Below are 20,571 nucleotides of genomic sequence, written 5' to 3'. Positions count from 1 at the left end.
AAGCCGGGTCCCCCTGCAGGAACAGCGGAAAAAGCGCAGGACCCCCGGCCGGGCGGCCTGTTGCTACCGAGCCTTGCGGATCCGGATGGGTCCTTTGGCCGTGGCGGGATCAACCACCGAACCGCCCTGGGTGATCACCACCTCGCCGGCATCAACCAGCCGCCGGGCGGCCCTGCGGGCAGGCTCCATGAGGTCGCGCCAATTCTCATCGCCAACAGCCCGGGCTGCGTCCGAAGGGCAGATGGTGGAGGTTGCAGCCCTGGCGGCAAGCAGTTCCAGGATGGTGTTTTCCAGCTGCCGGTTGATGCCGTCGCCAGGGTCCTGCCCCTTGCCGTCCTGCCCTTTCGTCATGACGATAGCCGTATTCAGAAGGTGCGCCGCGGGACGGCGCGGTCATACTGCGGCGCCCACTTGATGTCATGGCCCAGCTCGAATGCTGCGCGGAGCCACCAGTGCGGATCCCGAAGCGCTGCCCTGGCAATGAAGACGCCGTCGGCCTGTCCGGTCGCAACAGCATGTTCGGCCTGGCCGGCGGAGGTCAGAAGCCCTACGGTTCCGGTGGGCACTCCAGCGTCCCTGCGGATGGCGGCGGAGAATCCCGTCTGGTATCCGGGGCCAGCTTTGATCTGCTGATGGGCAACGGCACCGCCGCTGGAAACGTCAAGAAGGTCCACGCCGTGTTGCGCCGCCTCCTGGGCAAGCCGCACGGACGCGGCGAGATCCACTCCGCCGTCGGCCCAGTCACTGGCGGAGATCCTAAGGAGCAGGGGCATCGAGTCAGGAATTACAGCACGCACCGCGTCAATCACCGCAAGCACCAGGCGGTTCCGGCCCGCCTCATCACCACCCCAGGCGTCAGTCCGCGTGTTGATAAGCGGGCTTTGGAACTGGTGCAGAAGGTAACCGTGGGCCGCGTGGATTTCCACCGTATCGAAGCCTGCATCCACGGCCCGGACAGCAGCGTCGGCGAAGTCGCGGATCACGCCGGCGATTTGTTCCCCGCTCATCACGGCGGGTTCGGCATACCCGTCGAAGGCCGAGGACGAAGGCCCTACTGTGGTCCACCCGCCGTCAGATGCCGGGACGCTGCCGTGTTTGCCGGAGAATGGCCAATACGTGGAGGCCTTCCGGCCGGCATGGGCCAGTTGGACACCAATCTTCGCTTCTGCCGCCCCGTACCGATGCACAAAGGACGTAATCCGCTGCCAGGCCTCGGCCTGCGCGTCGTTGTAAAGGCCTGCATCGCGTGGACTGATCATGCCTTCATGGTTCACTGCGGCAGCCTCGGTGAGGATGAGTGCCGCGCCGCCTGCGGCGAAGGAACCGAGGTGCATCAGGTGCCAATCGTGCGGGACGCCGGGCGCGGCGTCGGCATCGCAGCTGTACTGGCACATGGGCGACACCCAGCCGCGGTGCTGGAGCTCAAGGGAGCGGAGCTTCAGCGGCTCAAACAAAGCGGACATCAGAACAGCACCCTCGCGAGCGCCTGGCGCGCCTTGGCCACACGCTCATCTGCCGCGCCCACCACATCGAACAGCTCAAGCAGGCGGAGGCGGGCAGTCTCGCGCTCCGGTCCAAAGTTTCTGCCGATGAAGCTGACCAGGCGGTTCAGCGCGTCCTCCACGTGCCCGCCCGCCACGTCCAGGTCGGCGACGGCGAGCTGTGCCTCCAGGTTGTCGGGCTCATTGGCTGCCCGGCCACGGAGCGCTTCACTGTCCTGGGCCGAGAGCGGCTGCAGGCGCTCCATCAGTTCCACCTGGGCCAGCCCCGCCTTCGCTTCGTGATCCGCCGGCATCTCGTTCAGGGCCTGGCGGTACGCTTCCGCCGCCGCCGCGTAATCACCGGCTTCAATGGCGTCAAAGGCTTTCTGGTGAAGCGGCGGCAGCGGGGCAGGCCCGGCTTCCTGCCCGGCCCCACCGCCCAGGCTGCCGGTCACCCCGTTGGCCGCTGCCACCTTCAGCAGCTCGTCAAAAAGGCCGCGGATCTGCTGTTCGTCGGCGCCGCCCTGGAAAAGCGGAACCGGCTGGCCCTTGAGCACCGCGACGGCGGTAGGCACAGCCTGCACCTGGAACGCCTGGGCCAGCTGCGGAAACGCTTCGATGTCGGCGGCTCCCAGGACCAGCCTGCCGCCATAGCTTTCCACCACGCGTTCCAGGACGTCCAGCATGGTTGCCGATTCGGGTGAGTAGGAGGCCCCGAGGGCGAAGACCACCGGTACCTGCGTGGACAACTCCACCAGTTGCTGGAAGTTGCCCTCGGTCACGTTGACCACCAGTTCGGGAGTGCCGGGAGCGGCGCCGGGATGAGCTCCCCCGGGCGCTTCCGGTCCAGCTGGCGGCGTGGCCGGGGCCGGTGCGGCCGGGCGCTGCTTCAGCGAGGAAAGGTCGACGGCGCCGCGCAAGTTAAGCAGGCTGGCAGCGGCAGGAGGGACTGGGCGGGAAGCTGGCGAACTCATGCTTTCCACTCTAGCCACTCCGGCCGCTGCCGGGGGTAATGGGCGTAAGGCGCCTACTTGAAGCTGGCCCCGACCAGGCCGCGGGTGGCAGCCACAAGGCGCATGGGGTCTGTGGAGCCTGCGGGGGGAACGTAAACAGCCATGGACTCGGCGAAGTTCAGGACCATGCCCGTGGTGGTTTCCTTGCCGCCGGCGAGTGCTGCGGCGTCGTCACCGATGGTCAGTTTGTCACCGGCAGCCTTGGGCGTTCCTTCGAAGCCGAAGTTGATCCGGCCCAGGACCAGGGCGCCACCGTCCGCCGTGCGGAACACAACGGTGTTTTCCGGAACCACCTTGTGCGTGAAGGTGAAGTTGCCGTTTTCGCCTGCCTTAACCACCTCTGCCTGGTAGGACAGCGTGTCTGCAATGTACGGCGAGGACTCCCCCTCCACCAGCTTGTCCTTGAAGGCGGACTCAGCGGAGGTGAGGCGGTCGGCAAGGCCGGACATAGCTTCTTCTCCGCTGTACAGGAGCCCGGTCTTGTCACCGGCGGCCAGCGTTTCCGTGCCATCACGGTTGATGGTGGGGAAGGTGGTGCCGGGCTGCAGCGGATTTGTTTCCACCAGCTTGTAGTTTTCGCGGGCAGATGACTGGACGAGCGTCAGCAGCTGCGGGACCACGTTGCCCTCGCCCTGGGTTACGGCGAGCACCGACCGGGGCCAGTCACGGTTGCTTGTGACCACCGTGGTAAGAAGCTTGGTGGAGCGAACAGGCATCCGTGCCTCGTAGGATCCCACCTGTGAGCGGATCTTGTAGTTCTGCGTCCGGACTTCAAGCTCAGTCCCGCCAACGCGGTCTGCAAGTTTCGCTGCATCCTTTGCTGCGTCGCCGGCGTCCGCTGCGCTGGAGACCTGCTCCAGGATGCGGCGGAACTGGGCATCAAGCAGCACCGGCGAGCCGGACTGCTCCTGCGCCGGGGAGGACGCTGACGACTCAGGAGAAGGCTCAGGCGAAGGCGAGGTGGCGTTCGCTGCCACACCGGTTCCGGCAACTACAGCCGCGGCAACCACGCCGGCAGCAGCCATGCTTACCCGCGAGGACGAGCGCGCTTCTGTCCTGGCGCGGGCGCGCTGGGCAAACCCGCTGCCCTCTCCGTCACGGTCGCCGTTGCGCTTGCGGACCGAGAGCAGGGCGAGGACGATTCCGCCCAGGATCAGGAGCGAGCCCAGCACCATCAGGGGAATGGCCCAAGGGGTGGAGGTATCGTTCGGGAACGTCATGGAGATTGAGGCCGGAGCAGGCTGGGTCCCGTCCGAAGCCAGCAGGAGGGTCCAGTCGCCGTCCGCCGGCGGGGTCCAGGAGTACTCCAGTTCCCCGCTTGCGTTCTCGGTGGAAACCCAGAGGTCTGATCCTGCGGGGTTAGGCGCGGTGGCTTCGCCGTCGGCGTGTTCAACCTGGAGTGACTTACCGTCCTCGGATACCCCTGTGACGGTGTTGTGCGCAGTCTGGCCTACCCAGGCGTCCACGTCATCGGGACGCGCTGACGCCAGCAGGAAGTTGCCATCACCCTCGATGTTGATCCTGACGGTGCCGCCATGCAGGGTGCGCAGGTTCTGGTCGATCACCGTCAGCGGAGCCGCGCCGGCATCAGCGGGCGCGGTAGCCGTGAAAGTCTCGGACGGGGCCCAGATGGTTTTCTGGCCGATGCCGGTCAGCAGTGTCAGGAGGCCGAGCAGCACGAGTGCGGCTGCAGTCTTTAAACGCAAGGGAACACCTATCATCAGCGGGGTTTACGTTCAATAGTAACGGTTTCGTTACCACGGGCCCGGCGCCGGTGCCTGAAACGCTGCTTCTGGTTCATTGGGGACGGGCGCTCCGCAGGTGTTGACAAGGCTGCTGATAGTGTTTGCGATGATCATCACACCGGCCCGCGCAAGCAGGGCCCATGCATCGGACAGGCCCTAATTCCCAGTGACTGACAAGACGGACGAGTCCTCCCCGGCACACGAGAATCCGGCGGGTGCCGAGCCTTCGGCAGGCGCTCCGGAGGTCCCGGCGCCGGTGCGCCGAAGGGGCGCTGCCGCCGCGGCCCTCGGTGTGGTGGTACACCGCCTTCGCCAGCCGCTGCCCGGGGCGCAGCCAAGGCTCCGTTTTGAAATGCCGCCCGAGTACTTCCACCAGGACCAGGCCGATGGCGAGCCCGGCCAGGTGGAGCCCCAGTTCGGTGCTCCAGGCCCGCGGATGTCGCCGCAGCATCCCCTCTATATGGGTTTTATGGGCACCGTAGGCGTGGGGCTGGCACTGCTTGTCTACTGGATCGGCTCAAACACCACTCAGCTGCTGCTGTGGATCGTGGCGGCGCTGTTTATCGCCCTCGGCCTGGAGCCGGTGGTCAGCTGGCTGGAGAGCCGGAAGATCCCCCGCCCGGCTGGAATCCTGGTGTCCGTCACGGTGCTGGTGAGTGCCGTCGTCGGATTTTTCGCCACCCTGATCCCCACGATCGTGGAGCAGGTGACGGAGATTGTCCAGCAGGCACCCGTGTGGGTGCGGGACTTTATCGATTCCGATTTTTTCCGCAGCCTCGATGACCAGTTCGGTGTCCGGGAACGGATAACGGAGGAGCTGGACAAGTTCGTCAACGACCCCGCTGCGGTGGGCGGGATTTTCGGCGGGGTAGTGACGTTCGGGTCAACGGTGGCCAACGGTCTGTTCGGCACGTTGATTGTGCTGGTCCTGAGCCTGTATTTCCTGGCGGCCCTGCCGGCCATGAAGAAGTGGGGTTACCGGCTGGCACCCCGCTCCCGCCGCGCGCGGGTGGAGGCATTGTCAGAGGAGATCACCCGTTCGGTGGGCAATTACGTTATCGGGCAGGCGTGCGTGGCCCTGCTCAACGCGACATTTGCCTTCATCGTGATGTCCATCGTGGGGATCCCCTTCGCGCTCCTGCTGGCGTTCGTGGTTGCCCTGCTGGCGTTTATCCCGCTGGTGGGCGGGCTGATTGCGGGCGTTCTGGTAGTCCTCATCGCGCTGACAGAAGGCTGGCAAAGCGCCGCCGCCTACGGCATCTGCTACTTTGCCTACCTGCAGTTCGAGGCCTACTTCATCTCCCCGCGCATCATGCAGAAGGCAGTGGCGGTGCCGGGTGCGGTGGCCGTTATCTCTGTCATTGCCGGCGGCAGCCTGCTGGGTGTGCTCGGCGCCCTGATAGCCATTCCGACGGCGGCAGCCGTCCTGTTGCTGATCCGCGAAATCTACATCGTGCGCCAGGATAAGCACTGACGCCCCGGCACCGCAGCGTCAGCAACGGAATCCCTGCACCTAGGCCGGGGCGCTGGCAGCCGGGCCGTCCCATTCCTGCGGCAGGCCGGTGCCGCCACTGCCGGAGGCAGTAACTTCTTCTACTATTTCGTTCAGCACGCGGGCTGCGTACTTCTCCCCCACCCACAGGTGTTTGGCGCCCTTGACCCCCACAACGCGCGCCTGGGGCACCAGGCTGAAGCGGCCGGCGGCGGCATCAGGCTGCAGATAATCATCATGCTCAGGCACCAGCACCTTGAGCGGTTTTCCGGACTGTGCCCACTCCAGCAGGTGCGCGTCCTGCGCCCGGTGCAGCGGCGGGGACAGCAGCACAGCACCCTCAATCTGTGAAGCAACCGGCTCTGCAGCCCCGTACATCAGGGCCAGTTCGGTGCCAAAGGACCAGCCCACAAGCCACCGGTTGGGCAGGCCCCGTTCGACGGCGAAGCGGACGGCGGCCTCCACGTCATGCCGCTCGCCGATACCTTCCTCGAAGGCACCGGTGCTGGTGCCCCGCGGGGACTCAGTGCCGCGGGTGTTGAACCGCAGCACCGCGATGCCGGCCAACGCGGGCAGCCGGTAGGAGGCCTTGCGGTAGACGTGTGAGTCCATGAACCCGCCGTGGGTGGGCAGCGGGTGAAGGGTGATGAGCGTGGCCTTGACCGGTCCGGACTCCGGCAGCGCCAGTTCACCCACCAGGGTGTGGCCGTCCGCCGTCTCAAGCTCCACGTTTTCGCGCCTGGCCGGCAGGACTGTTGAAGCACGGATGGGTGTGGGACCGGTGGACTGGCTGAATTCATACGACGCCGGATCAAAAGTCATGCCTGCCAGCTTAGCGACAGCAGCGCCCCGGACCTTACCGGTAGCGGTAGCTGCGGGTCATCCAGCAGTTGGTGTGCCAGTGGCGGCGTTCCGCCAACCCCGCAGCAGCACCAAAAAGGTGGTCATCCTTCCAGACCACAAGGTGGGCAACTCCAGGCAGGACCGCGGTGGAACACTCGGGGCAGATATACGTCTTCTCAGCGTTCCTGGCCGTCATCGTGCGGACCATCCACTCGCCGTCGGGAGCGCTCTCCCGCCGCGCGATGCCGGCCCGGGCACGTTCCAGGTCCAGTTCCGGGACCTGGCTGCTTCCCTTCTTTCCGCCCGCCCTGCCTGCAGCGGCACCTGGTTTCCCGGACACGGGGCGGCGGGGTCGGTTGGAACGCGGCATGCATCCATTCTGCCCCAGCCGGTAGTCTGTACGGCGTGCAACTTGTCATAGCCCGATGCTCCGTTGATTACGTTGGCCGGCTCAAAGCCCATCTCCCCCTTGCCACCCGGCTGCTGCTGGTCAAGGCTGACGGCTCTGTCCTGGTCCACTCGGACGGCGGCTCCTACAAGCCCCTGAACTGGATGAGCCCGCCGGCAACGCTCCGCGTCTCTTCCCCCGAAGACGTGGACCTGGAACTGGGTGTCATAGAACAGTGGACCGTACAGTCGGCCAAGACCGACGACCGGCTGATTATCAACATCCACGAAAAACTCAGTGATTCCTCCCATGACCTCGGAGTGGATCCCGGCTTGATCAAGGACGGCGTGGAGGCGGATCTGCAGCGGTTGCTTGCGGAACAGATCGAAACTCTTGGCGAGGGCTACTCCCTGATCCGCCGCGAGTACTTTACGGCTATCGGGCCGGTGGACATCCTGGCGCGCGACTCGGGTGGCGGCACCGTGGCCATTGAGCTCAAACGGCGGGGTGACATCGACGGCGTGGAGCAGCTTACCCGGTATCTTGAGCTGCTCAACCGCGATCCGTTGCTCGCCCCGGTCCGCGGGATTTTCGCAGCACAGCAAATCAAGCCGCAGGCGAAGGTCCTCGCGAACGACCGCGGCATTGACTGCGTCACCCTGGATTACGACGCCATGCGTGGCGTGGACGACAGCGAGTCGAGGCTCTTTTAGCGGCCGCTTTACCGCCGCCTGCCGTGTGCCTCATTTGCGTCCTGTCAGTTACCGAGAGGTCTTTTTACCTTCTTTTCACCCAAATTTTGTTTGTTTTCCTGCCCAAACCGTTGACCTCCGCTGGGCAGCGTGAAATTCTTATCTCAGTCTTTGTGTAGGTGTTTTTCATGCTCGCAAGACATGTTGCGAGTGCGAAGCTCCTGCAGCGCCGGTTCCTTTTGCGGACGGGCAATCCAGGATTCTTCTCACGGAGTGACCAAGGCCGGTACGAGGTGTGCCGATCTTAAACAAGTTCCATACTGAGGAGAAATAAATGGCACAGGGAACCGTCAAGTGGTTCAACGCTGAAAAGGGCTTCGGCTTCATCACCCCGGATGACTCCGATGGTGATGTCTTCGTGCACTACTCGGAGATCCAGACCGGTGGCTTCAAGACCCTCGACGAGAACCAGCGTGTTCAGTTCGAGATCGGTCAGGGCGCCAAGGGCCCCCAGGCTACCGGCGTAACACTGGTCTAGTCCCGCCGTCCGGCCGCTAAGGGCAGCCGGCAGCGAAAAATGATCCCCGGCAATTGTGCCGGGGATCATTTTGTTGATTACCGGGATGGTTGGTGCTGCCTCATAGGTTAACCCTGTTAAGTGGCGACCCGCTTTGTTGGTGGTAACAGGATGAGTTCACTTCACCAATTTGCGCACCAGGCGCGCACCCTGCGGAAGGGAAAGCCCCGGGAGGTAGGCACGCGTTAATGCGCGGCCAATAGCGGGTAAGTGCAGCGGGTCCTGATAATACAGGTAAAGGGCGCGGTACTCCGGTTTGAACCTTGATTTGAATGCTGCCAGGGACCGGAATCCGTAAACCGGTTCCAACGCGTGTCCAACCAGATCGAGAATCCGGACCAGATTATCAGCGCCGCTTTCCGCGGCTGGATCATCCGCTGTTCCAGGGATGCTCGCCAGCGGCGAACCCGAGAGGGAAATGACCTCCACCGAACCGCGCAGCTCGAGCACCGCGGAGGCGATAAGGAATTCCATCACCCCCGGAAATCCCCCGCTTCCCCGGCGCATGACGTCAAGGGTCCGGCTGACCAGCCTCCCGCCATCGTAAACCGGCAACCAGCTGGTGACCCCGTGGACCGTGCCGTCCTCGTCAACGGCAAGGCAGCACAGGACCTCCGGGTCATCAAGTTCATCAATGCCGCCAAGGGTGAAACCCATCTCCGGGACGGTCTTTCCGGCCGCCCACTCCTCCGAGACCTCACTCAGCCGGGAGCGAAGCGCTGCAGGCAACGACTCATAGGACCCCCAGACAGCTTTCACTCCCAGCTTTGCCGCGCGGTTCAGCGCCGTCCGGACGTTCTGCCATTCCTTGCCTTTGAATTCGAGTTCCCGGACCGCCAGCCGCGTCTCCTGGGCCACGGCGACCCGCGAAAAACCGCGCTCCTGGAGCATGGGCCAGAAAGCATCGTCGCAGGAGTAAAGCGCGGGGACCAGCGCCTGACGGCTGCAGTGGGCCAAAAACCCCGCCGTGACGTCCTTCTGCCACTGCCGCGGACCAAAGGCTCCGCCCAGTGTGAGGGCCACGCTGCCGTGCCGCTGGAAAGCCACCGCACCGTGGCCGTCAGGGCTGAACCAGTACTGGTTGGGTTCCCAGAGCGCCATCCAAGACAGTGGTCCCCCGCCCTGATGAAGCAGGTTCCGTGCCCTGATGCGGTCCTGCCGCCCGGAGTCGTTCCCATGGTGTCCGCCCAGCAGTGCCCACCACACCGCGGCCAGCGCCACCACCCAGAACACCGGACCGGAGTAAGCGAAAAGGACGGCCTCCACGCTGTTCCGGTCAGCGAAAACCCGGTGGTAATGCTGCGGGATGGGAACCGGGACATACTGCCGGGCGAGCTCGGCGAACAATCCCAGCAGCCCGCCGTCGCGCGTTAGACCGCCGGCCCAGAACCAGGCGGCCGCATAGGTACTGGCAAGGAGAAGCCACGTTCCGCCCACCACCAGGGCCAGCTTCCGGCGGGCGGAGGGAAGGGTCTGGACGCGGAACTGCCGCCGGTTGACCCACAGGAGTAACGACAGCAGCAGGGGCACCCCCACCAGCGGCAGCACGTGGGCAAAGGCGGAACCCATAGGCGGGGCGGAAGGCCCGTGAAGACGGGATGGAACCAGGGCGAACAGCGCCAGGTAGACGGCCGCCAGCCCGGTCACGGCCAGCTGGATGGCGAGCGCCATATTCAGGGCAAGCCGCCGGCCGCGGCGCATGCCGTCCGCGCAGATCAGCAGCAGGACCACCGGAACTACTGAAAGCGCAAGGCCGAAGGGTCCGGCGAAACCTGCCCTGCCGGCTTCAATGCATTCTGCTTCCACTGTGGCGCCGCAGTTGAAGGCGAGCTGGCTGAGGGTGGGCATAGGGTTCAGCACGACGTCACGCAGGAGCGCCAGCGGTCCGGTGGGAGCCCGCGCAATCCCTGTGAGGATAGGGCCCACTGCGAAGACGGCAACGGTCAGTGCCAGGAGGTTACGGGTTTCCCGGCCGGTGGAGCGGTGCCGGTGCAGGTGGCCGTGGTCGCCCTGGATCCACCAGCCGGCCAGGAGCCCCAGGACGGCGCCAAGCAGCCCGATCGCCGTTTCTGCATGCCCCACGTAGAGCACCAGCAGGAGCGAGATGGACAGCACGCCGGTGCGCAGCCGGCGCTGCCAGAGGACGGGGAGCCTTCCGCTCGCCGCGAGTGCCGCCGTCAGGACTGCCGGGTAGGGCCCGATCAGGATGTCATCAGCCATCCGGTCGAGCCATCCGTCGCCCACGTAGCCGGCCAGCTGGGTGAGCAGCAGGAACAGCGTCACAGCGGCGAACTGGCCGCCAAAAAAGATTATGGCCGCCGCCGGCGTACCCATCCGCCGTTCTGCAAGCCCCAGCAGGAGCAGGATCATCAGGCACGCGGCCACATAGGCCATCGGGTTGGTGGCGAAAAAGAGGCTGGTGAACAAGGACCACCAGTTGCCCGCGCGCAGCCCCGGCCCGCTCACTCCCGCCACGTCCAGCAACTGTTCCGGGGGCCCGGCCAGGTAGCTTCCGGTCACGGCGCCGGTGGTGAGGAACACCGCAAGCACGGCCGCGGAGAACGGCATGGATTTCAGTGCGGCGATGCCCCGGTCCCGGGCAGGGCGTCCCACTGTTGCCCACGCCAGTGACGCTGTGCGGACCTGCTGTCCCGAACTCACTGCTGCAGTCCCCACCTCTCGGCCAGGAACTCCAATGCATCGGCTATCCGCCTGGACGATGTATCCCAGGAGTGCCGGTGTTTTCCACCTCGTGGGCCCGGACCGTGAAGCCAGCGTCCCGGGCGGCGGCAGCCACAGTACGGAGGTACGTCACGAATTCGGGGTCGTTCTGTCCAGCGGTCAAATACACGGCGCTAGTCTCGAAGCGGCGCTCTTTCATGATGGCAAGGGGCGTCTGCCGTTCAAACGCAGCCGGATCACCCGGAAAGGCGGCGTCTATGGTCTTTTGCCGCTCCTTGGCGATGGCCGGCTCCGCTTCGCCTGAGAAGGACAGCACGGACGGAAACAGTTCAGGGTGCCGGGTTCCCATTTGCAGGGCGCAGGTGCCGCCGAAGGAAAATCCGCCGATGGCCCAGTGCTCGTGGTTGGTGTCCACCGCCAGGGTGGAACTGATCCAGTCCGGCACATCCCGCGAGAGGTACGTATCAGCCTTGGCAATGCGGCTGTCCATGCACATGGTGTTGGCGGACTGGGACCCGTTCGGGTCGGGCACTACAACCACGGGGGCGACGCCGCCGTGGGACTCAGCGAAGGAGTCCATGTGCGCCTGCAGGGTACCTCCGGTGAGCCAATCGGCGGGGCCACCCGGCTGCCCTGCAACCAGGACGAGCACCGGAAGGGCGGGACGGTTTGCGGTGGAATAGGCGGGGGGCAGGTAGATGTAGGCTTCGCGCGGACTCATACCGGAGAGGGTGCCGGGGATGGCGGACTTGCGCAGCACTCCCCCCTCGGGCAGTTCACCCTGGGGTGCCCACGTGTGGAGGGGAACGCCGTCGGCCTCGCCGGACTGGCGCATCAGCCCAGGTTCGAGGGCAGGGATCTTGGCCACCGCAGTGCCGAACAAATCGCTCACCGTGCGGTGGAGGCCGTAGTAGGCGTTGATTTGGACGGATGCAAGGGCCGCCACCAGGAGCACTGCCGCCAAGCCTGTGGCACGGCGGCGCCAGCTGCTCCGTGGCAGCCGCAGCAGAAAGAGGATCACGGCGGCGACACCGGGCACCACCCAGAGCAGGACCGGATCCGGTATGTTGTCCGGGAACACGGAGAAGACGTTGATAAGGGCCCAGTGAACGCCGGCCACCAGCGCGAAGGCAACAGCAGCGGCGGCGATGGCACGAAGGATCCACCGCTTCGCAGGCAGGCCGGACGGCCGTGCCAAAAGATATGCCGCGCCAGCCAGTCCCAGGATGAGGGACACCCAATATACCGGGCCCTCGGTGAGCCTGAGGTCGAAGAACCAGTCCACGCCGGCTAGCGCCAGGTGCCCACGCCGATGACCGGTCCGGCCTCCAGCCAGGACGACAGGCCTGCGTAGGCGTCGAACTTCATGGCAAGGCGAAGGTCCTGCCCTTCGTACCGCAATTCGACAATGACGACGTCGGGCTGGACCTTGACGGCCTCGGCTTCCGTGGGCTTGCGGCGGCCCAGCAGTTCAAGCGAATGACGCTTGAACTTATGCTTGGGGCGGACACTCAACGAGAGCAGCCTGAACCACTCGAGGTCGTTGTCCTGATAACGACAAACCCCCATCTGCCAGCTGTTTCCAGCCATGCAAATGGAGGCGTCCACCGTGCCGAGGGCACGCCGCAGGTTGAAGCGGCGCACCCCCGAAAGGCACAGTGCGAATATCAGCAGTCCAAACACGACTGCCATGGCGATGAACGAAAAACCAGGGGCGTCCATCAAGGTGGTGCTAGCGGATCCCAGCGGTAGCCGAGCCGCCCAGGTGGGCGTTGTCGGCAACAATAACCACGCGGTTGTTGTCAACGGAGAAGAATCCGCCGTCCACATCTACGGCAATACGGTCACCGGACACCGGCTGGATGGCCAGTTCACCTTCGGCCAGGATCGCCAGCAGGGGCGAGTGGCCGGGCAGGATTCCGATTTCACCATCGCTGGTGCGGGCCTTGACCATCCTGGCCGCTCCGGACCACACGAAGTGGTCCGCTGCGACAATCTCAACCTCAAGCTCAGCCATATTACTTGGTCTGTTCCTGGATCTTGGCCCACTGGCGCTCTACGTCATCGAGGCCGCCCACGTTGAAGAACGCCTGCTCCGCGATGTGGTCCAGCTCGCCGTCGCAGATGGCCGTGAAGCCCTCAACGGTGTCCTTGATGGAAACCGTGGAGCCTTCAACACCGGTGAACTGCTTGGCCGTGTAGGTGTTCTGCGAGAGGAACTGCTGGATGCGGCGTGCACGCGACACGACAATCTTGTCCTCTTCGGAGAGTTCGTCGACACCGAGGATGGCGATGATGTCCTGGAGTTCCTTGTTCTTCTGCAGGATCTGCTTCACCCGGACAGCCGTGGTGTAGTGGTCCTTGCCGATGTACTGGGGATCCAGGATGCGGGAGGTCGACGTCAGCGGGTCAACGGCCGGGTACAGACCACGGGAAGCGATTTCACGGGAGAGTTCCGTGGTCGCGTCGAGGTGTGCGAAGGTCGTGGCCGGAGCCGGGTCGGTGTAGTCATCTGCGGGAACGTAGATGGCCTGCATCGAGGTGATGGAGTGGCCCTTGGTGGAGGTGATGCGCTCCTGCAGGAGGCCCATCTCATCTGCCAGGTTGGGCTGGTAGCCCACAGCCGAAGGCATGCGGCCGAGGAGGGTGGAAACCTCGGAACCCGCCTGGGTGAACCGGAAGATGTTGTCGATGAACAGCAGCACGTCCTGGTTCTGCACATCGCGGAAGTACTCCGCCATGGTCAGGGCGGACAGGGCTACGCGCAGGCGCGTTCCCGGCGGCTCATCCATCTGGCCGAACACAAGGGCGGTGTCCTTGAGGACGCCTGCCTCTTCCATTTCGACCCAGAGGTCGTTGCCCTCACGCGTACGCTCGCCAACACCGGCGAATACCGAGGTACCACCGAAGTTACGGGCAACACGGGTGATCATTTCCTGGATCAGAACGGTCTTGCCCACGCCGGCGCCGCCGAACAGGCCAATTTTTCCACCCTTGATGTAAGGGGTGAGAAGGTCGATGACCTTGATGCCCGTTTCGAGCATCTCGGTGGAACCTTCAAGCGAGGCGAAGCTCGGAGCCTTGCGGTGGATAGGCCAGCGTTCGCTGATCTGCAGTTCCGACTCGGCGACGTCCAGGGGCTGACCCAGGACGTTGAAGATGTGGCCCTTGACGCCGTCGCCAACCGGAACGGAAATCGGGGCACCGCTGTCCACCACGGACGTGCCGCGGACAAGTCCGTCGGTGGCCTGGAGGGAGATGGCGCGCACGAGGTTGTCGCCCAGGTGCTGGGAGGTCTCGAACGTGATGGTTTTGGTGACACCGTTGAGGGTGATCTCGGTAGTCAGGGCGTTGTAGATGGACGGGATTGCGTCAGCCGGGAATTCGACGTCGACAACCGGGCCGATTACGCGCGCAATACGGCCGGTGGCACCGGACGTTGCGGCTACGTGTTCGGTAGCAGTGGCAGTCATCTCTCTCACTTCACTCAGTAGATGGCGTGGATTTAAGTTTATCTGTGGTGGTGCAGGTCCAGCTGAACGCGGGGCCGTGCAGGCTAGGACGCGAGGGCGTCGGCGCCGGCAACGATCTCGGACAGCTCCTGCGTAATTTCAGCCTGGCGGGCCGTGTTGCGCAGACGCGTGTACTTCTTGATGAGGTCCGTGGCGTTGTCGCCTGCGGACTTCATGGCACGCTGTCGGGCAGCGAGCTCCGAGGCTGCTGCCTGCAGCATGGCCGCGAAGATGCGTGACTCGATGTAGCGCGGCAGCAGAGCGTCAAGAACACGCTCGGTTTCCGGCTCGAACTCGTACAGCGGCAACAGGTCCGTTTCTGAAGCCGCCTGCTCTTCCACAACTTCCAGGGGAAGCAGGCGGATGACAGTTGGCTCCTGGGTGACCATGGACTTGAAGCGGGTGTACACCACGTGGATTTCATCCACGCCGCCCTCTTCGTAGTCGGTTGCGAAATCGGCCAGCAGTGCTTCGCCGACTTCGCGCGCGGTAGTGAACTCGGGTGCGTCGGTGCCTCCGGTCCAGACCCGTGAGTATTCACGGTTCCGGAACTCAAAGTAGGCCTGCGCCTTGCGTCCGACGAGGTACGTCTTGACTTCCTTGCCTTCAGCGTGGAGCAGCTCGTTGAGACCCTCCACCTGCTTCAGCACGCTTGCCGAGTAGGAACCAGCCAGGCCACGGTCCGAGGTGATTACCAGGACGGCGGCGCGGCGGATCTGCTCCGGCTCGGTGGTCAGCGGGTGGTCGATTTCGCTTTGGCTGGCGACAGCAGAAACGGCGCGCGTGATCGCGTTCGCGTAAGGCAGTGAAGCTGCTACGCGCGCACGGGCCTTGCCGATGCGCGAGGTAGCGATCAGTTCCATCGCCTTGAAGATCTTGCGCATCGACGTGGTCGAGCTGATCTTCTGGCGGTAGACCCGAATCTGGGCTCCCATACTTATCCTTTCCTAACATTCCGTAGACCGGGTGTGCCGGACCCTGGAGGTCCGGCACACCCGGCCAGTGGAATTAGCGCTTCTGCTTGACGATTTTTTCCTGGTCGACATCGCCCTCGGAGATAGCGCTGTGCTCCTCGTGGCCGGCGCCTACCAAGTGGTTGTCACCCTCGCCGAAGAAGCCCTTTTTGAAGGCCACGATGGCGGACTTCAGCGCTGCCGCGGTGTCATCGTCCAGCACGTTGGTCTGCGCCAGCGTGGTGAGGATGGAGGACTTGTGAGTGAGGTGCTCCAGGAACTCCGACTCGAAGCGGTTGATGTCCTCAACCGGAACGTCGTCGAGGTAGCCGTTGGTGCCTGCCCAGATGGAGACGACCTGGTTCTCGACCGGGAACGGCGAGTACTGGCCCTGCTTGAGCAGTTCCATCAGGCGGGCGCCACGGGTGAGCTGCTGGCGTGAAGCGGCGTCCAGGTCCGAGGCGAACATGGCGAAGGCCTGCATGTCGCGGTACTGGGCGAGGTCCAGCTTCAACGTACCGGAGACCTTCTTCATGGACTTCACCTGTGCGGCGCCGCCCACGCGGGACACGGACACACCAACGTCAACAGCAGGACGCTGATTGGCGTTGAAGAGGTCCGACTGCAGGAAGATCTGGCCGTCGGTGATGGAGATGACGTTGGTCGGGATGTAGGCCGAAACGTCGTTCGCCTTGGTCTCGATCAACGGCAGGCCGGTCATGGACCCTGCGCCCAGCTCATCGGAGAGCTTTGCACAACGCTCCAGCAGGCGGGAGTGCAAGTAGAACACGTCACCCGGGTAGGCTTCGCGTCCCGGCGGACGGCGGAGCAGCAGCGACACTGCACGGTAGGCCTCAGCCTGCTTGGACAGGTCATCGAACACGATGAGGACGTGCTTGCCGCCGTACATCCAGTGCTGGCCGATGGCCGAGCCGGCGTACGGTGCAAGGTACTTGAAGCCTGCGGGGTCCGAAGCGGGAGAGGCCACGATGGTGGTGTACTCCAGTGCGCCGTTGTCCTCGAGGGTCTGACGGATGGCGGCAATGGTTGACGCCTTCTGGCCGATTGCCACGTAGATGCAGCGGACCTGCTTGGTCACATCGCCCGAAGCCCAGTTGGCCTTCTGGTTGATGATGGTGTCAATCGCAATGGCGGACTTGCCGGTCTGGCGGTCACCAATGATGAGCTGGCGCTGGCCGCGGCCGATCGGAATCATGGCGTCGATGGCCTTGAGTCCGGTCTGCATCGGCTCGTGCACCGACTTGCGCTGCGTTACGCCGGGAGCCTGGAGCTCCAGTGCGCGGGTGGTCTCGGCCTTGATCTCGCCGAGGTCGTCGATGGGCACGCCCAGCGGATCGACCACGCGGCCGAGGAAGGCGTCGCCCACGGGTACGGACAGAACCTGTCCGGTGCGGTGGACTTCCTGGCCTTCTTCGATGCCGGTGAAGTCGCCGAGGATGATGACGCCGATTTCGCGGACGTCAAGGTTCTGGGCGAGGCCCAGGGTGCCGTCCTCGAAGCGCAGCAGCTCGTTCGCCATGACCGAGGGAAGGCCCTCAACACGGGCGATGCCGTCACTAGCGGTGGTTACGCGGCCGACCTCTACGCGCTCTGCGTTTCCGGGTTCGTAGGACGCCGCGAACTCGTTCAGCGCATTACGGACGTCGTCGGCGTTGATGGTCAATTCGGCCATCTGCAGTCCCTGCTCTCCTGTTTTTGTGATCACCGTTGCGATGACCGGGGTTTCTATCAGTTTTGTTGTGCTTGTCCGGCTAGCCGGCCAGCTGGCGTTGCAGCTCGCCAAGGCGGGTGAGAACCGAAGCATCGAGCACTTCGTCACCGACCTGGACGCGGATGCCGCCAATGAGTGACGGATCAACGTTGACGTTGACCTTCAGTTCCCGCCCGTACATTGCATTCAGGCCCGCCTGGAGGCGGGCAAGCTGCATCGGTGTCAGGGGGCGGGTCACGCTGACCGTTGCAATCCAGCGCTGCTGCCGCTTGGCCGCCAGTTCGGCGAACCGTTCCACCAGCCGGGTGGGCTTGATGCCGCGGGGCTGGGTAACTGCCTGCGTGATGAGGACCTTTGCTTCCTCACTCACACCGGGAACCAGCTTCTCGGCAAGGGCAGCCTTGGCTGCAGCGCTGGCCTGTGGTTCGGACAGAGCACGTTGTACCTCGTGGTTGGAGGCAACGGCCTGGTTGAAGGAGAACAGATCGTTCTCCAGCTCTTCCAGGCCAGAGATTCCGGAGGCAGAAACGGCCGACTTGTTTTCAGCAACGGAAATAACCACCGTTGCGGCAAGAGTCTCGAGTGCATCGCCGATATCCCGGGCAGTTGCCCAGCGTGAGCCGGCCAGTCCGCCCGCGATCTCTGCAGCATCAGCGGAGACTTTCCCGCCAACCAGCTGCCTGACCAGCGCCGACTTTTCGTCACCGTTGCGGGACGGGTCAGTCAGGGCGCGGCGCAAGCCAGCCGAGCTGTCCACCATTCCCAGAATTCCGAAGAGTTCCTTTGCCAGCTGCAGTGACGCCGTCGGAAGCTTGGCTTCCAACATGGCCAGCCCTGTTGCCAGCGATTCGCTCGATACGCCTGCCATTACTTAGCTGCACCTGCGTTCTGGGTCTCCAGATCTGCCAGGAAGCGGTCCACTACCCGTGCTGCACGCTGGTCGTCGTTCAGCGATTCGCCAACGATGCGGCCGGCCAGGGTAGTGGCCAAAGTGCCCACCTCCGAACGCAGGGACACAACGGCCGCCTGGCGCTCGGATTCGATCTGGGTGTGGGCCTGGGCCGTAATGCGGGCAGACTCTGCTGCTGCCTTTTCCTTGAGATCCGCGAGGATCTGGGCACCTTCGGCCCGGGCTTCCTCACGGATGCGGTTGGCTTCGGCGCGGGCGTCGGTCAGCTGCTGCTTGTACTCTTCGAGTGCAGCAGACGCCTCAGCCTGGGCCTTTTCAGCCTTTGCAATGCCGCCTTCGATAGCCTCGGCACGCTCGGCGAAGGTCTTCTCGAACATCGGGACAACGAACTTGACCACGATGAACATGAGGATGGCAAAGCCCACCAGGGTAACGCCCATTTCCCAGAGGTTGGGCATCAGGGGGTTAACTTCGCCCTCAGTGGCGGCTGAGATGATCAGCTGATTCATATTTCACCCGTCCTTTTCTACTCGGTTCTGTAAGTTCGCTTCGTTCTAAGGACTAGAGAACGAAGGCGAAGACCAGGCCGAGGATGGCGAGGGCTTCGGTAAGCGCAAGGCCGAGGAACGCGATCGGCTGCAGGACACGCTGTGCTTCCGGCTGGCGGGCGACGCCGTTGATGTAGGCAGCGAATACGAGACCAACACCGATACCACCGCCGATTGCGGACAGACCGTAACCTACGAGGTTGAGATTGCCTTCCATTTTTCTTCCTTTCAAGATGCCACCCATGTGGCAGGTTGTTTGGGTTGCTATCATCCCCGCGAGGGGAAGCTTAAGGGTGCCTAGTGGCTGTCGGCGTGAAGCGCGCCTTCAATGTAGATCGCGGTCAGCAGGGTAAAGACGTAGGCCTGCAGGACCATGATCAGGGCTTCAAGCATGTACATGGCGATGGCGCCGGCGAGAACCAGTACGGAGGTCCCCTTGAGCAGGAGGTTCTCCTGCATGATGAGGTACTCGATGCCGGATCCGGCGATCATCACGATGAGGTGTCCTGCGAGCATGGTCGCGAACAGACGGAGGCTGTGCGTGACGGGCCGGACCAGGAAGTTGGAGATGATCTCGATCGGGATCACGATCGGAAGGATGAACCAGGGAACACCGGAAGGCACGGTGGCCAGCTTGAAGTAGCGGAGTCCGTTCTTCTTCACGCCGATGGCGATCCAGGTGAAGTAGACAAGGCCGGCCAGTACGTAGGCGCCGCCCACGTGCGAGAACGTGGGGAGCTGGAACAGCGGAATGGCACCGTAGATGTTGTTCACCAGGATGAAGAAGAACAGGCTGAACAACAGCGGGACGTACTTAATGAAGTCCCTGCCGCCGATGATGTCCTTGGCGATTCCATTGCGGACGAAGCCGTAGGCGGCCTCGCCGGCGAACTGGAGCTTGCCGGGTACCAGCTGCTGCTTGCGTGCGGCGAGCACGAAGAAGACGGAGATAAAGACAACAGAGAGGAGGACCAGCAGCATCTGCTTGGAGAATCCTTCTGCGGCACCCCACGGCAGGATTGCCGGCAAATGCATTTCGTTAATTCCAGGAGGAGTAAACTCTCCTGAATCTTGGGCCGGGAGCGCAAGCGCGATCAACGCGTTTCCTCTCTGCAGTGTCCATCATTGGGCGTTGGGCGGGGACCGGCAGACGAAAGGCCTGCTGTTCCCCCTGTGAAATTATTTGGCATTAGTGTCGCCGTCCTGGGACGGCCCGCTGGCAGCATGGCGCTCTCCAGCAATTTTTCGAGAACTGGTAAGGCCATGCATGTGGGAAAGGTAAAAACCTCCGACGGCTCCAAGCAGAGCGCCTGCGAGCACAATCCAGCGCGTTCCCCACACGTAATCCAGACCCCACCCTATCAAACTCCAGACGATGATTCCGCCAATGATGTAGCTGAATACGGCCATGCCGGCGTTGTATCCGCCGCTGGTTCCGTCGCGTGATACACCGGGGGCAGAGCCGTCCGATTTGCCCGTGCCGTTGGATGCTTCGTTGGGGTTCCTGGGATCACGCATCGCGGGTTTCCTTGGTTTCTGGATCGTTGTAGATCTGGAGGCGGGCTTTGCTGAAACCGTAAAGTTCGGCAGCCTGCCAAAGTACGACGGCGGTGACGGCACCGGCAACGAACCAGCGGCCATGCAGCCACTGCGGAGCCCCGATGACGAACAGGACCGCCGCGAATCCAACCACCTTCACGAAGTAGGTGGCGACGAACATGCCGATGGCCCCGGATGGATTGTTGCGCCCCATGAAGTGGCCCACCAGCAGGCTGATCCCGAAGAACACCATCACAAGCAGGCCGCCCAGAGTACTGGACACGGCGCCGCTTCCGCCGTCGAGGATTGCTGCAGGGACTGCGCACAGGGCGAGTCCGGCCGCAGCAGCTGCGGAACTTCGTCCCAGGAGGTTCAGCCACAGGGACGTTGTGGGGCTGGATGCGCCAACGTTTCCGTTGCCGGAGGCAGGTCCGGACTCGGCGTTGGAGGTCATTTGATCCCAA

The 20,571-nt window shown here is 63.8% G+C and carries 22 protein-coding genes; 3 read left to right on the top strand and 19 right to left on the bottom strand.

Annotated elements, in window-relative coordinates; all coding sequences use genetic code 11:
• Positions 1-63: 63 nt before the first annotated feature.
• From AC5RT4_RS16085 to AC5RT4_RS16070, 4 genes are read right to left on the bottom strand one after another with little or no spacing between them, the layout of a single operon-like run.
• Positions 64-351 carry a DUF3253 domain-containing protein gene (locus AC5RT4_RS16085; RefSeq protein WP_494040032.1) on the bottom strand — a complete coding sequence of 96 codons (288 nt, stop codon included), beginning with the start codon at positions 349-351 and terminating at the stop codon, positions 64-66.
• A gap of 14 nt (positions 352-365) precedes the next feature.
• Positions 366-1,463 (bottom strand): NADH:flavin oxidoreductase/NADH oxidase, encoded by a 1,098-nt coding sequence (locus tag AC5RT4_RS16080; RefSeq protein ID WP_494106435.1) that lies wholly within the window; start codon positions 1,461-1,463, stop codon positions 366-368.
• Positions 1,463-2,455, bottom strand: coding sequence for a co-chaperone YbbN (locus AC5RT4_RS16075; RefSeq protein ID WP_494106434.1), 993 nt, complete (start codon positions 2,453-2,455; stop codon positions 1,463-1,465). The genes AC5RT4_RS16080 and AC5RT4_RS16075 overlap by 1 nt, the downstream gene beginning before the upstream one ends.
• Positions 2,456-2,508: 53 nt before the next feature.
• Positions 2,509-4,215: a DUF8094 domain-containing protein gene (locus AC5RT4_RS16070; protein ID WP_494106433.1), complete on the bottom strand. Its 1,707-nt coding sequence runs from the start codon at positions 4,213-4,215 to the stop codon at positions 2,509-2,511.
• Between the two features lie 190 nt (positions 4,216-4,405).
• Between AC5RT4_RS16070 and AC5RT4_RS16065 the strand changes: the two genes are divergently transcribed.
• Positions 4,406-5,713: an AI-2E family transporter gene (locus AC5RT4_RS16065; RefSeq protein WP_494040036.1), complete on the top strand. Its 1,308-nt coding sequence runs from the start codon at positions 4,406-4,408 to the stop codon at positions 5,711-5,713.
• Positions 5,714-5,752: 39 nt separating this feature from the next.
• Here AC5RT4_RS16065 and AC5RT4_RS16060 read toward each other — a convergent pair whose 3' ends face one another.
• Positions 5,753-6,553: an alpha/beta hydrolase gene (locus AC5RT4_RS16060; RefSeq protein WP_494040037.1), complete on the bottom strand. Its 801-nt coding sequence runs from the start codon at positions 6,551-6,553 to the stop codon at positions 5,753-5,755.
• A gap of 34 nt (positions 6,554-6,587) precedes the next feature.
• Positions 6,588-6,944: an Rv1322 family protein gene (locus AC5RT4_RS16055; protein WP_494040038.1), complete on the bottom strand. Its 357-nt coding sequence runs from the start codon at positions 6,942-6,944 to the stop codon at positions 6,588-6,590.
• 35 nt (positions 6,945-6,979) lie between these two features.
• Here AC5RT4_RS16055 and nucS point away from each other — a divergent pair, with 35 nt between their 5' ends.
• Both nucS and AC5RT4_RS16045 read left to right on the top strand, forming a co-directional pair.
• Positions 6,980-7,675: an endonuclease NucS gene (gene nucS, locus AC5RT4_RS16050; protein WP_494040039.1), complete on the top strand. Its 696-nt coding sequence runs from the start codon at positions 6,980-6,982 to the stop codon at positions 7,673-7,675.
• Between the two features lie 313 nt (positions 7,676-7,988).
• Positions 7,989-8,192 (top strand): cold-shock protein, encoded by a 204-nt coding sequence (locus AC5RT4_RS16045; RefSeq protein WP_011692441.1) that lies wholly within the window; start codon positions 7,989-7,991, stop codon positions 8,190-8,192.
• 156 nt (positions 8,193-8,348) lie between these two features.
• Here the strand turns inward: AC5RT4_RS16045 and AC5RT4_RS16040 are convergent, their stop codons facing one another.
• The 13 genes from AC5RT4_RS16040 to AC5RT4_RS15980 form a co-directional block, all read right to left on the bottom strand.
• Positions 8,349-10,892 (bottom strand): bifunctional lysylphosphatidylglycerol flippase/synthetase MprF, encoded by a 2,544-nt coding sequence (locus AC5RT4_RS16040; protein ID WP_494106432.1) that lies wholly within the window; start codon positions 10,890-10,892, stop codon positions 8,349-8,351.
• Between the two features lie 43 nt (positions 10,893-10,935).
• On the bottom strand, positions 10,936-12,198 hold the full coding sequence (locus AC5RT4_RS16035; protein ID WP_494106431.1) for an alpha/beta hydrolase: 1,263 nt from the start codon (positions 12,196-12,198) through the stop codon (positions 10,936-10,938).
• Between the two features lie 5 nt (positions 12,199-12,203).
• Positions 12,204-12,635 carry a DUF2550 domain-containing protein gene (locus AC5RT4_RS16030; RefSeq protein WP_494040042.1) on the bottom strand — a complete coding sequence of 144 codons (432 nt, stop codon included), beginning with the start codon at positions 12,633-12,635 and terminating at the stop codon, positions 12,204-12,206.
• 10 nt (positions 12,636-12,645) lie between these two features.
• Positions 12,646-12,930, bottom strand: coding sequence for a F0F1 ATP synthase subunit epsilon (locus AC5RT4_RS16025; RefSeq protein ID WP_494040043.1), 285 nt, complete (start codon positions 12,928-12,930; stop codon positions 12,646-12,648).
• A gap of 1 nt (position 12,931) precedes the next feature.
• A complete protein-coding gene (atpD, locus tag AC5RT4_RS16020) occupies positions 12,932-14,386 on the bottom strand; it encodes a F0F1 ATP synthase subunit beta (RefSeq protein WP_494040044.1) in 1,455 nt (484 codons plus the stop codon).
• Positions 14,387-14,469: 83 nt separating this feature from the next.
• Positions 14,470-15,360, bottom strand: a complete 891-nt coding sequence (locus AC5RT4_RS16015) for a F0F1 ATP synthase subunit gamma (protein ID WP_494040045.1) — start codon at positions 15,358-15,360, stop codon at positions 14,470-14,472.
• A 73-nt stretch (positions 15,361-15,433) separates the two neighbouring features.
• Positions 15,434-17,071, bottom strand: a complete 1,638-nt coding sequence (gene atpA / locus AC5RT4_RS16010; RefSeq protein WP_494040046.1) for a F0F1 ATP synthase subunit alpha — start codon at positions 17,069-17,071, stop codon at positions 15,434-15,436.
• 79 nt (positions 17,072-17,150) lie between these two features.
• Positions 17,151-17,978 (bottom strand): F0F1 ATP synthase subunit delta, encoded by an 828-nt coding sequence (locus AC5RT4_RS16005; RefSeq protein WP_494040047.1) that lies wholly within the window; start codon positions 17,976-17,978, stop codon positions 17,151-17,153.
• A complete protein-coding gene (locus tag AC5RT4_RS16000) occupies positions 17,978-18,529 on the bottom strand; it encodes a F0F1 ATP synthase subunit B (RefSeq protein ID WP_494040048.1) in 552 nt (183 codons plus the stop codon). Before AC5RT4_RS16000 ends, AC5RT4_RS16005 begins: the two co-directional genes overlap by 1 nt.
• Positions 18,530-18,581: 52 nt before the next feature.
• The gene (gene atpE / locus AC5RT4_RS15995; protein ID WP_009356484.1) at positions 18,582-18,785 is read right to left on the bottom strand and encodes an ATP synthase F0 subunit C; all 204 of its coding nucleotides are present in this window, start codon (positions 18,783-18,785) and stop codon (positions 18,582-18,584) included.
• Positions 18,786-18,865: 80 nt separating this feature from the next.
• Positions 18,866-19,666, bottom strand: coding sequence for a F0F1 ATP synthase subunit A (gene atpB, locus AC5RT4_RS15990; protein WP_494040049.1), 801 nt, complete (start codon positions 19,664-19,666; stop codon positions 18,866-18,868).
• Between the two features lie 81 nt (positions 19,667-19,747).
• Complete coding sequence (locus AC5RT4_RS15985) at positions 19,748-20,086, bottom strand: AtpZ/AtpI family protein (protein WP_494106430.1); 339 nt, start codon at positions 20,084-20,086, stop codon at positions 19,748-19,750.
• Positions 20,079-20,561 (bottom strand): Cg1360 family ATP-synthase-associated protein, encoded by a 483-nt coding sequence (locus AC5RT4_RS15980; protein ID WP_494040154.1) that lies wholly within the window; start codon positions 20,559-20,561, stop codon positions 20,079-20,081. The genes AC5RT4_RS15985 and AC5RT4_RS15980 overlap by 8 nt, the downstream gene beginning before the upstream one ends.
• Positions 20,562-20,571: the final 10 nt, after the last annotated feature.

The sequence above is a fragment of the Arthrobacter sp. sptzw42 genome (assembly GCF_059089685.1).
Note: the sequence above shows the minus strand (reverse complement) of the source record. Positions and strands in the feature narration are given on the sequence as shown.

What these genes read in the sequence shown, in the direction of transcription:
- AC5RT4_RS16085 (WP_494040032.1), bottom strand. Translation starts at nt 351, where the DNA reads ATGACGAAAGGGCAGGACGGCAAGGGGCAGGACCCTGGCGACGGCATC.
- AC5RT4_RS16080 (WP_494106435.1), bottom strand. Translation starts at nt 1,463, where the DNA reads ATGTCCGCTTTGTTTGAGCCGCTGAAGCTCCGCTCCCTTGAGCTCCAG.
- AC5RT4_RS16075 (WP_494106434.1), bottom strand. Translation starts at nt 2,455, where the DNA reads ATGAGTTCGCCAGCTTCCCGCCCAGTCCCTCCTGCCGCTGCCAGCCTG.
- AC5RT4_RS16070 (WP_494106433.1), bottom strand. Translation starts at nt 4,215, where the DNA reads ATGATAGGTGTTCCCTTGCGTTTAAAGACTGCAGCCGCACTCGTGCTG.
- AC5RT4_RS16060 (WP_494040037.1), bottom strand. Translation starts at nt 6,553, where the DNA reads ATGACTTTTGATCCGGCGTCGTATGAATTCAGCCAGTCCACCGGTCCC.
- AC5RT4_RS16055 (WP_494040038.1), bottom strand. Translation starts at nt 6,944, where the DNA reads ATGCCGCGTTCCAACCGACCCCGCCGCCCCGTGTCCGGGAAACCAGGT.
- AC5RT4_RS16045 (WP_011692441.1), top strand. Translation starts at nt 7,989, where the DNA reads ATGGCACAGGGAACCGTCAAGTGGTTCAACGCTGAAAAGGGCTTCGGC.
- AC5RT4_RS16030 (WP_494040042.1), bottom strand. Translation starts at nt 12,635, where the DNA reads ATGGACGCCCCTGGTTTTTCGTTCATCGCCATGGCAGTCGTGTTTGGA.
- AC5RT4_RS16025 (WP_494040043.1), bottom strand. Translation starts at nt 12,930, where the DNA reads ATGGCTGAGCTTGAGGTTGAGATTGTCGCAGCGGACCACTTCGTGTGG.
- atpD (WP_494040044.1), bottom strand. Translation starts at nt 14,386, where the DNA reads ATGACTGCCACTGCTACCGAACACGTAGCCGCAACGTCCGGTGCCACC.
- AC5RT4_RS16015 (WP_494040045.1), bottom strand. Translation starts at nt 15,360, where the DNA reads ATGGGAGCCCAGATTCGGGTCTACCGCCAGAAGATCAGCTCGACCACG.
- atpA (WP_494040046.1), bottom strand. Translation starts at nt 17,071, where the DNA reads ATGGCCGAATTGACCATCAACGCCGACGACGTCCGTAATGCGCTGAAC.
- AC5RT4_RS16005 (WP_494040047.1), bottom strand. Translation starts at nt 17,978, where the DNA reads ATGGCAGGCGTATCGAGCGAATCGCTGGCAACAGGGCTGGCCATGTTG.
- AC5RT4_RS16000 (WP_494040048.1), bottom strand. Translation starts at nt 18,529, where the DNA reads ATGAATCAGCTGATCATCTCAGCCGCCACTGAGGGCGAAGTTAACCCC.
- atpE (WP_009356484.1), bottom strand. Translation starts at nt 18,785, where the DNA reads ATGGAAGGCAATCTCAACCTCGTAGGTTACGGTCTGTCCGCAATCGGC.
- AC5RT4_RS15985 (WP_494106430.1), bottom strand. Translation starts at nt 20,086, where the DNA reads ATGCGTGATCCCAGGAACCCCAACGAAGCATCCAACGGCACGGGCAAA.
- AC5RT4_RS15980 (WP_494040154.1), bottom strand. Translation starts at nt 20,561, where the DNA reads ATGACCTCCAACGCCGAGTCCGGACCTGCCTCCGGCAACGGAAACGTT.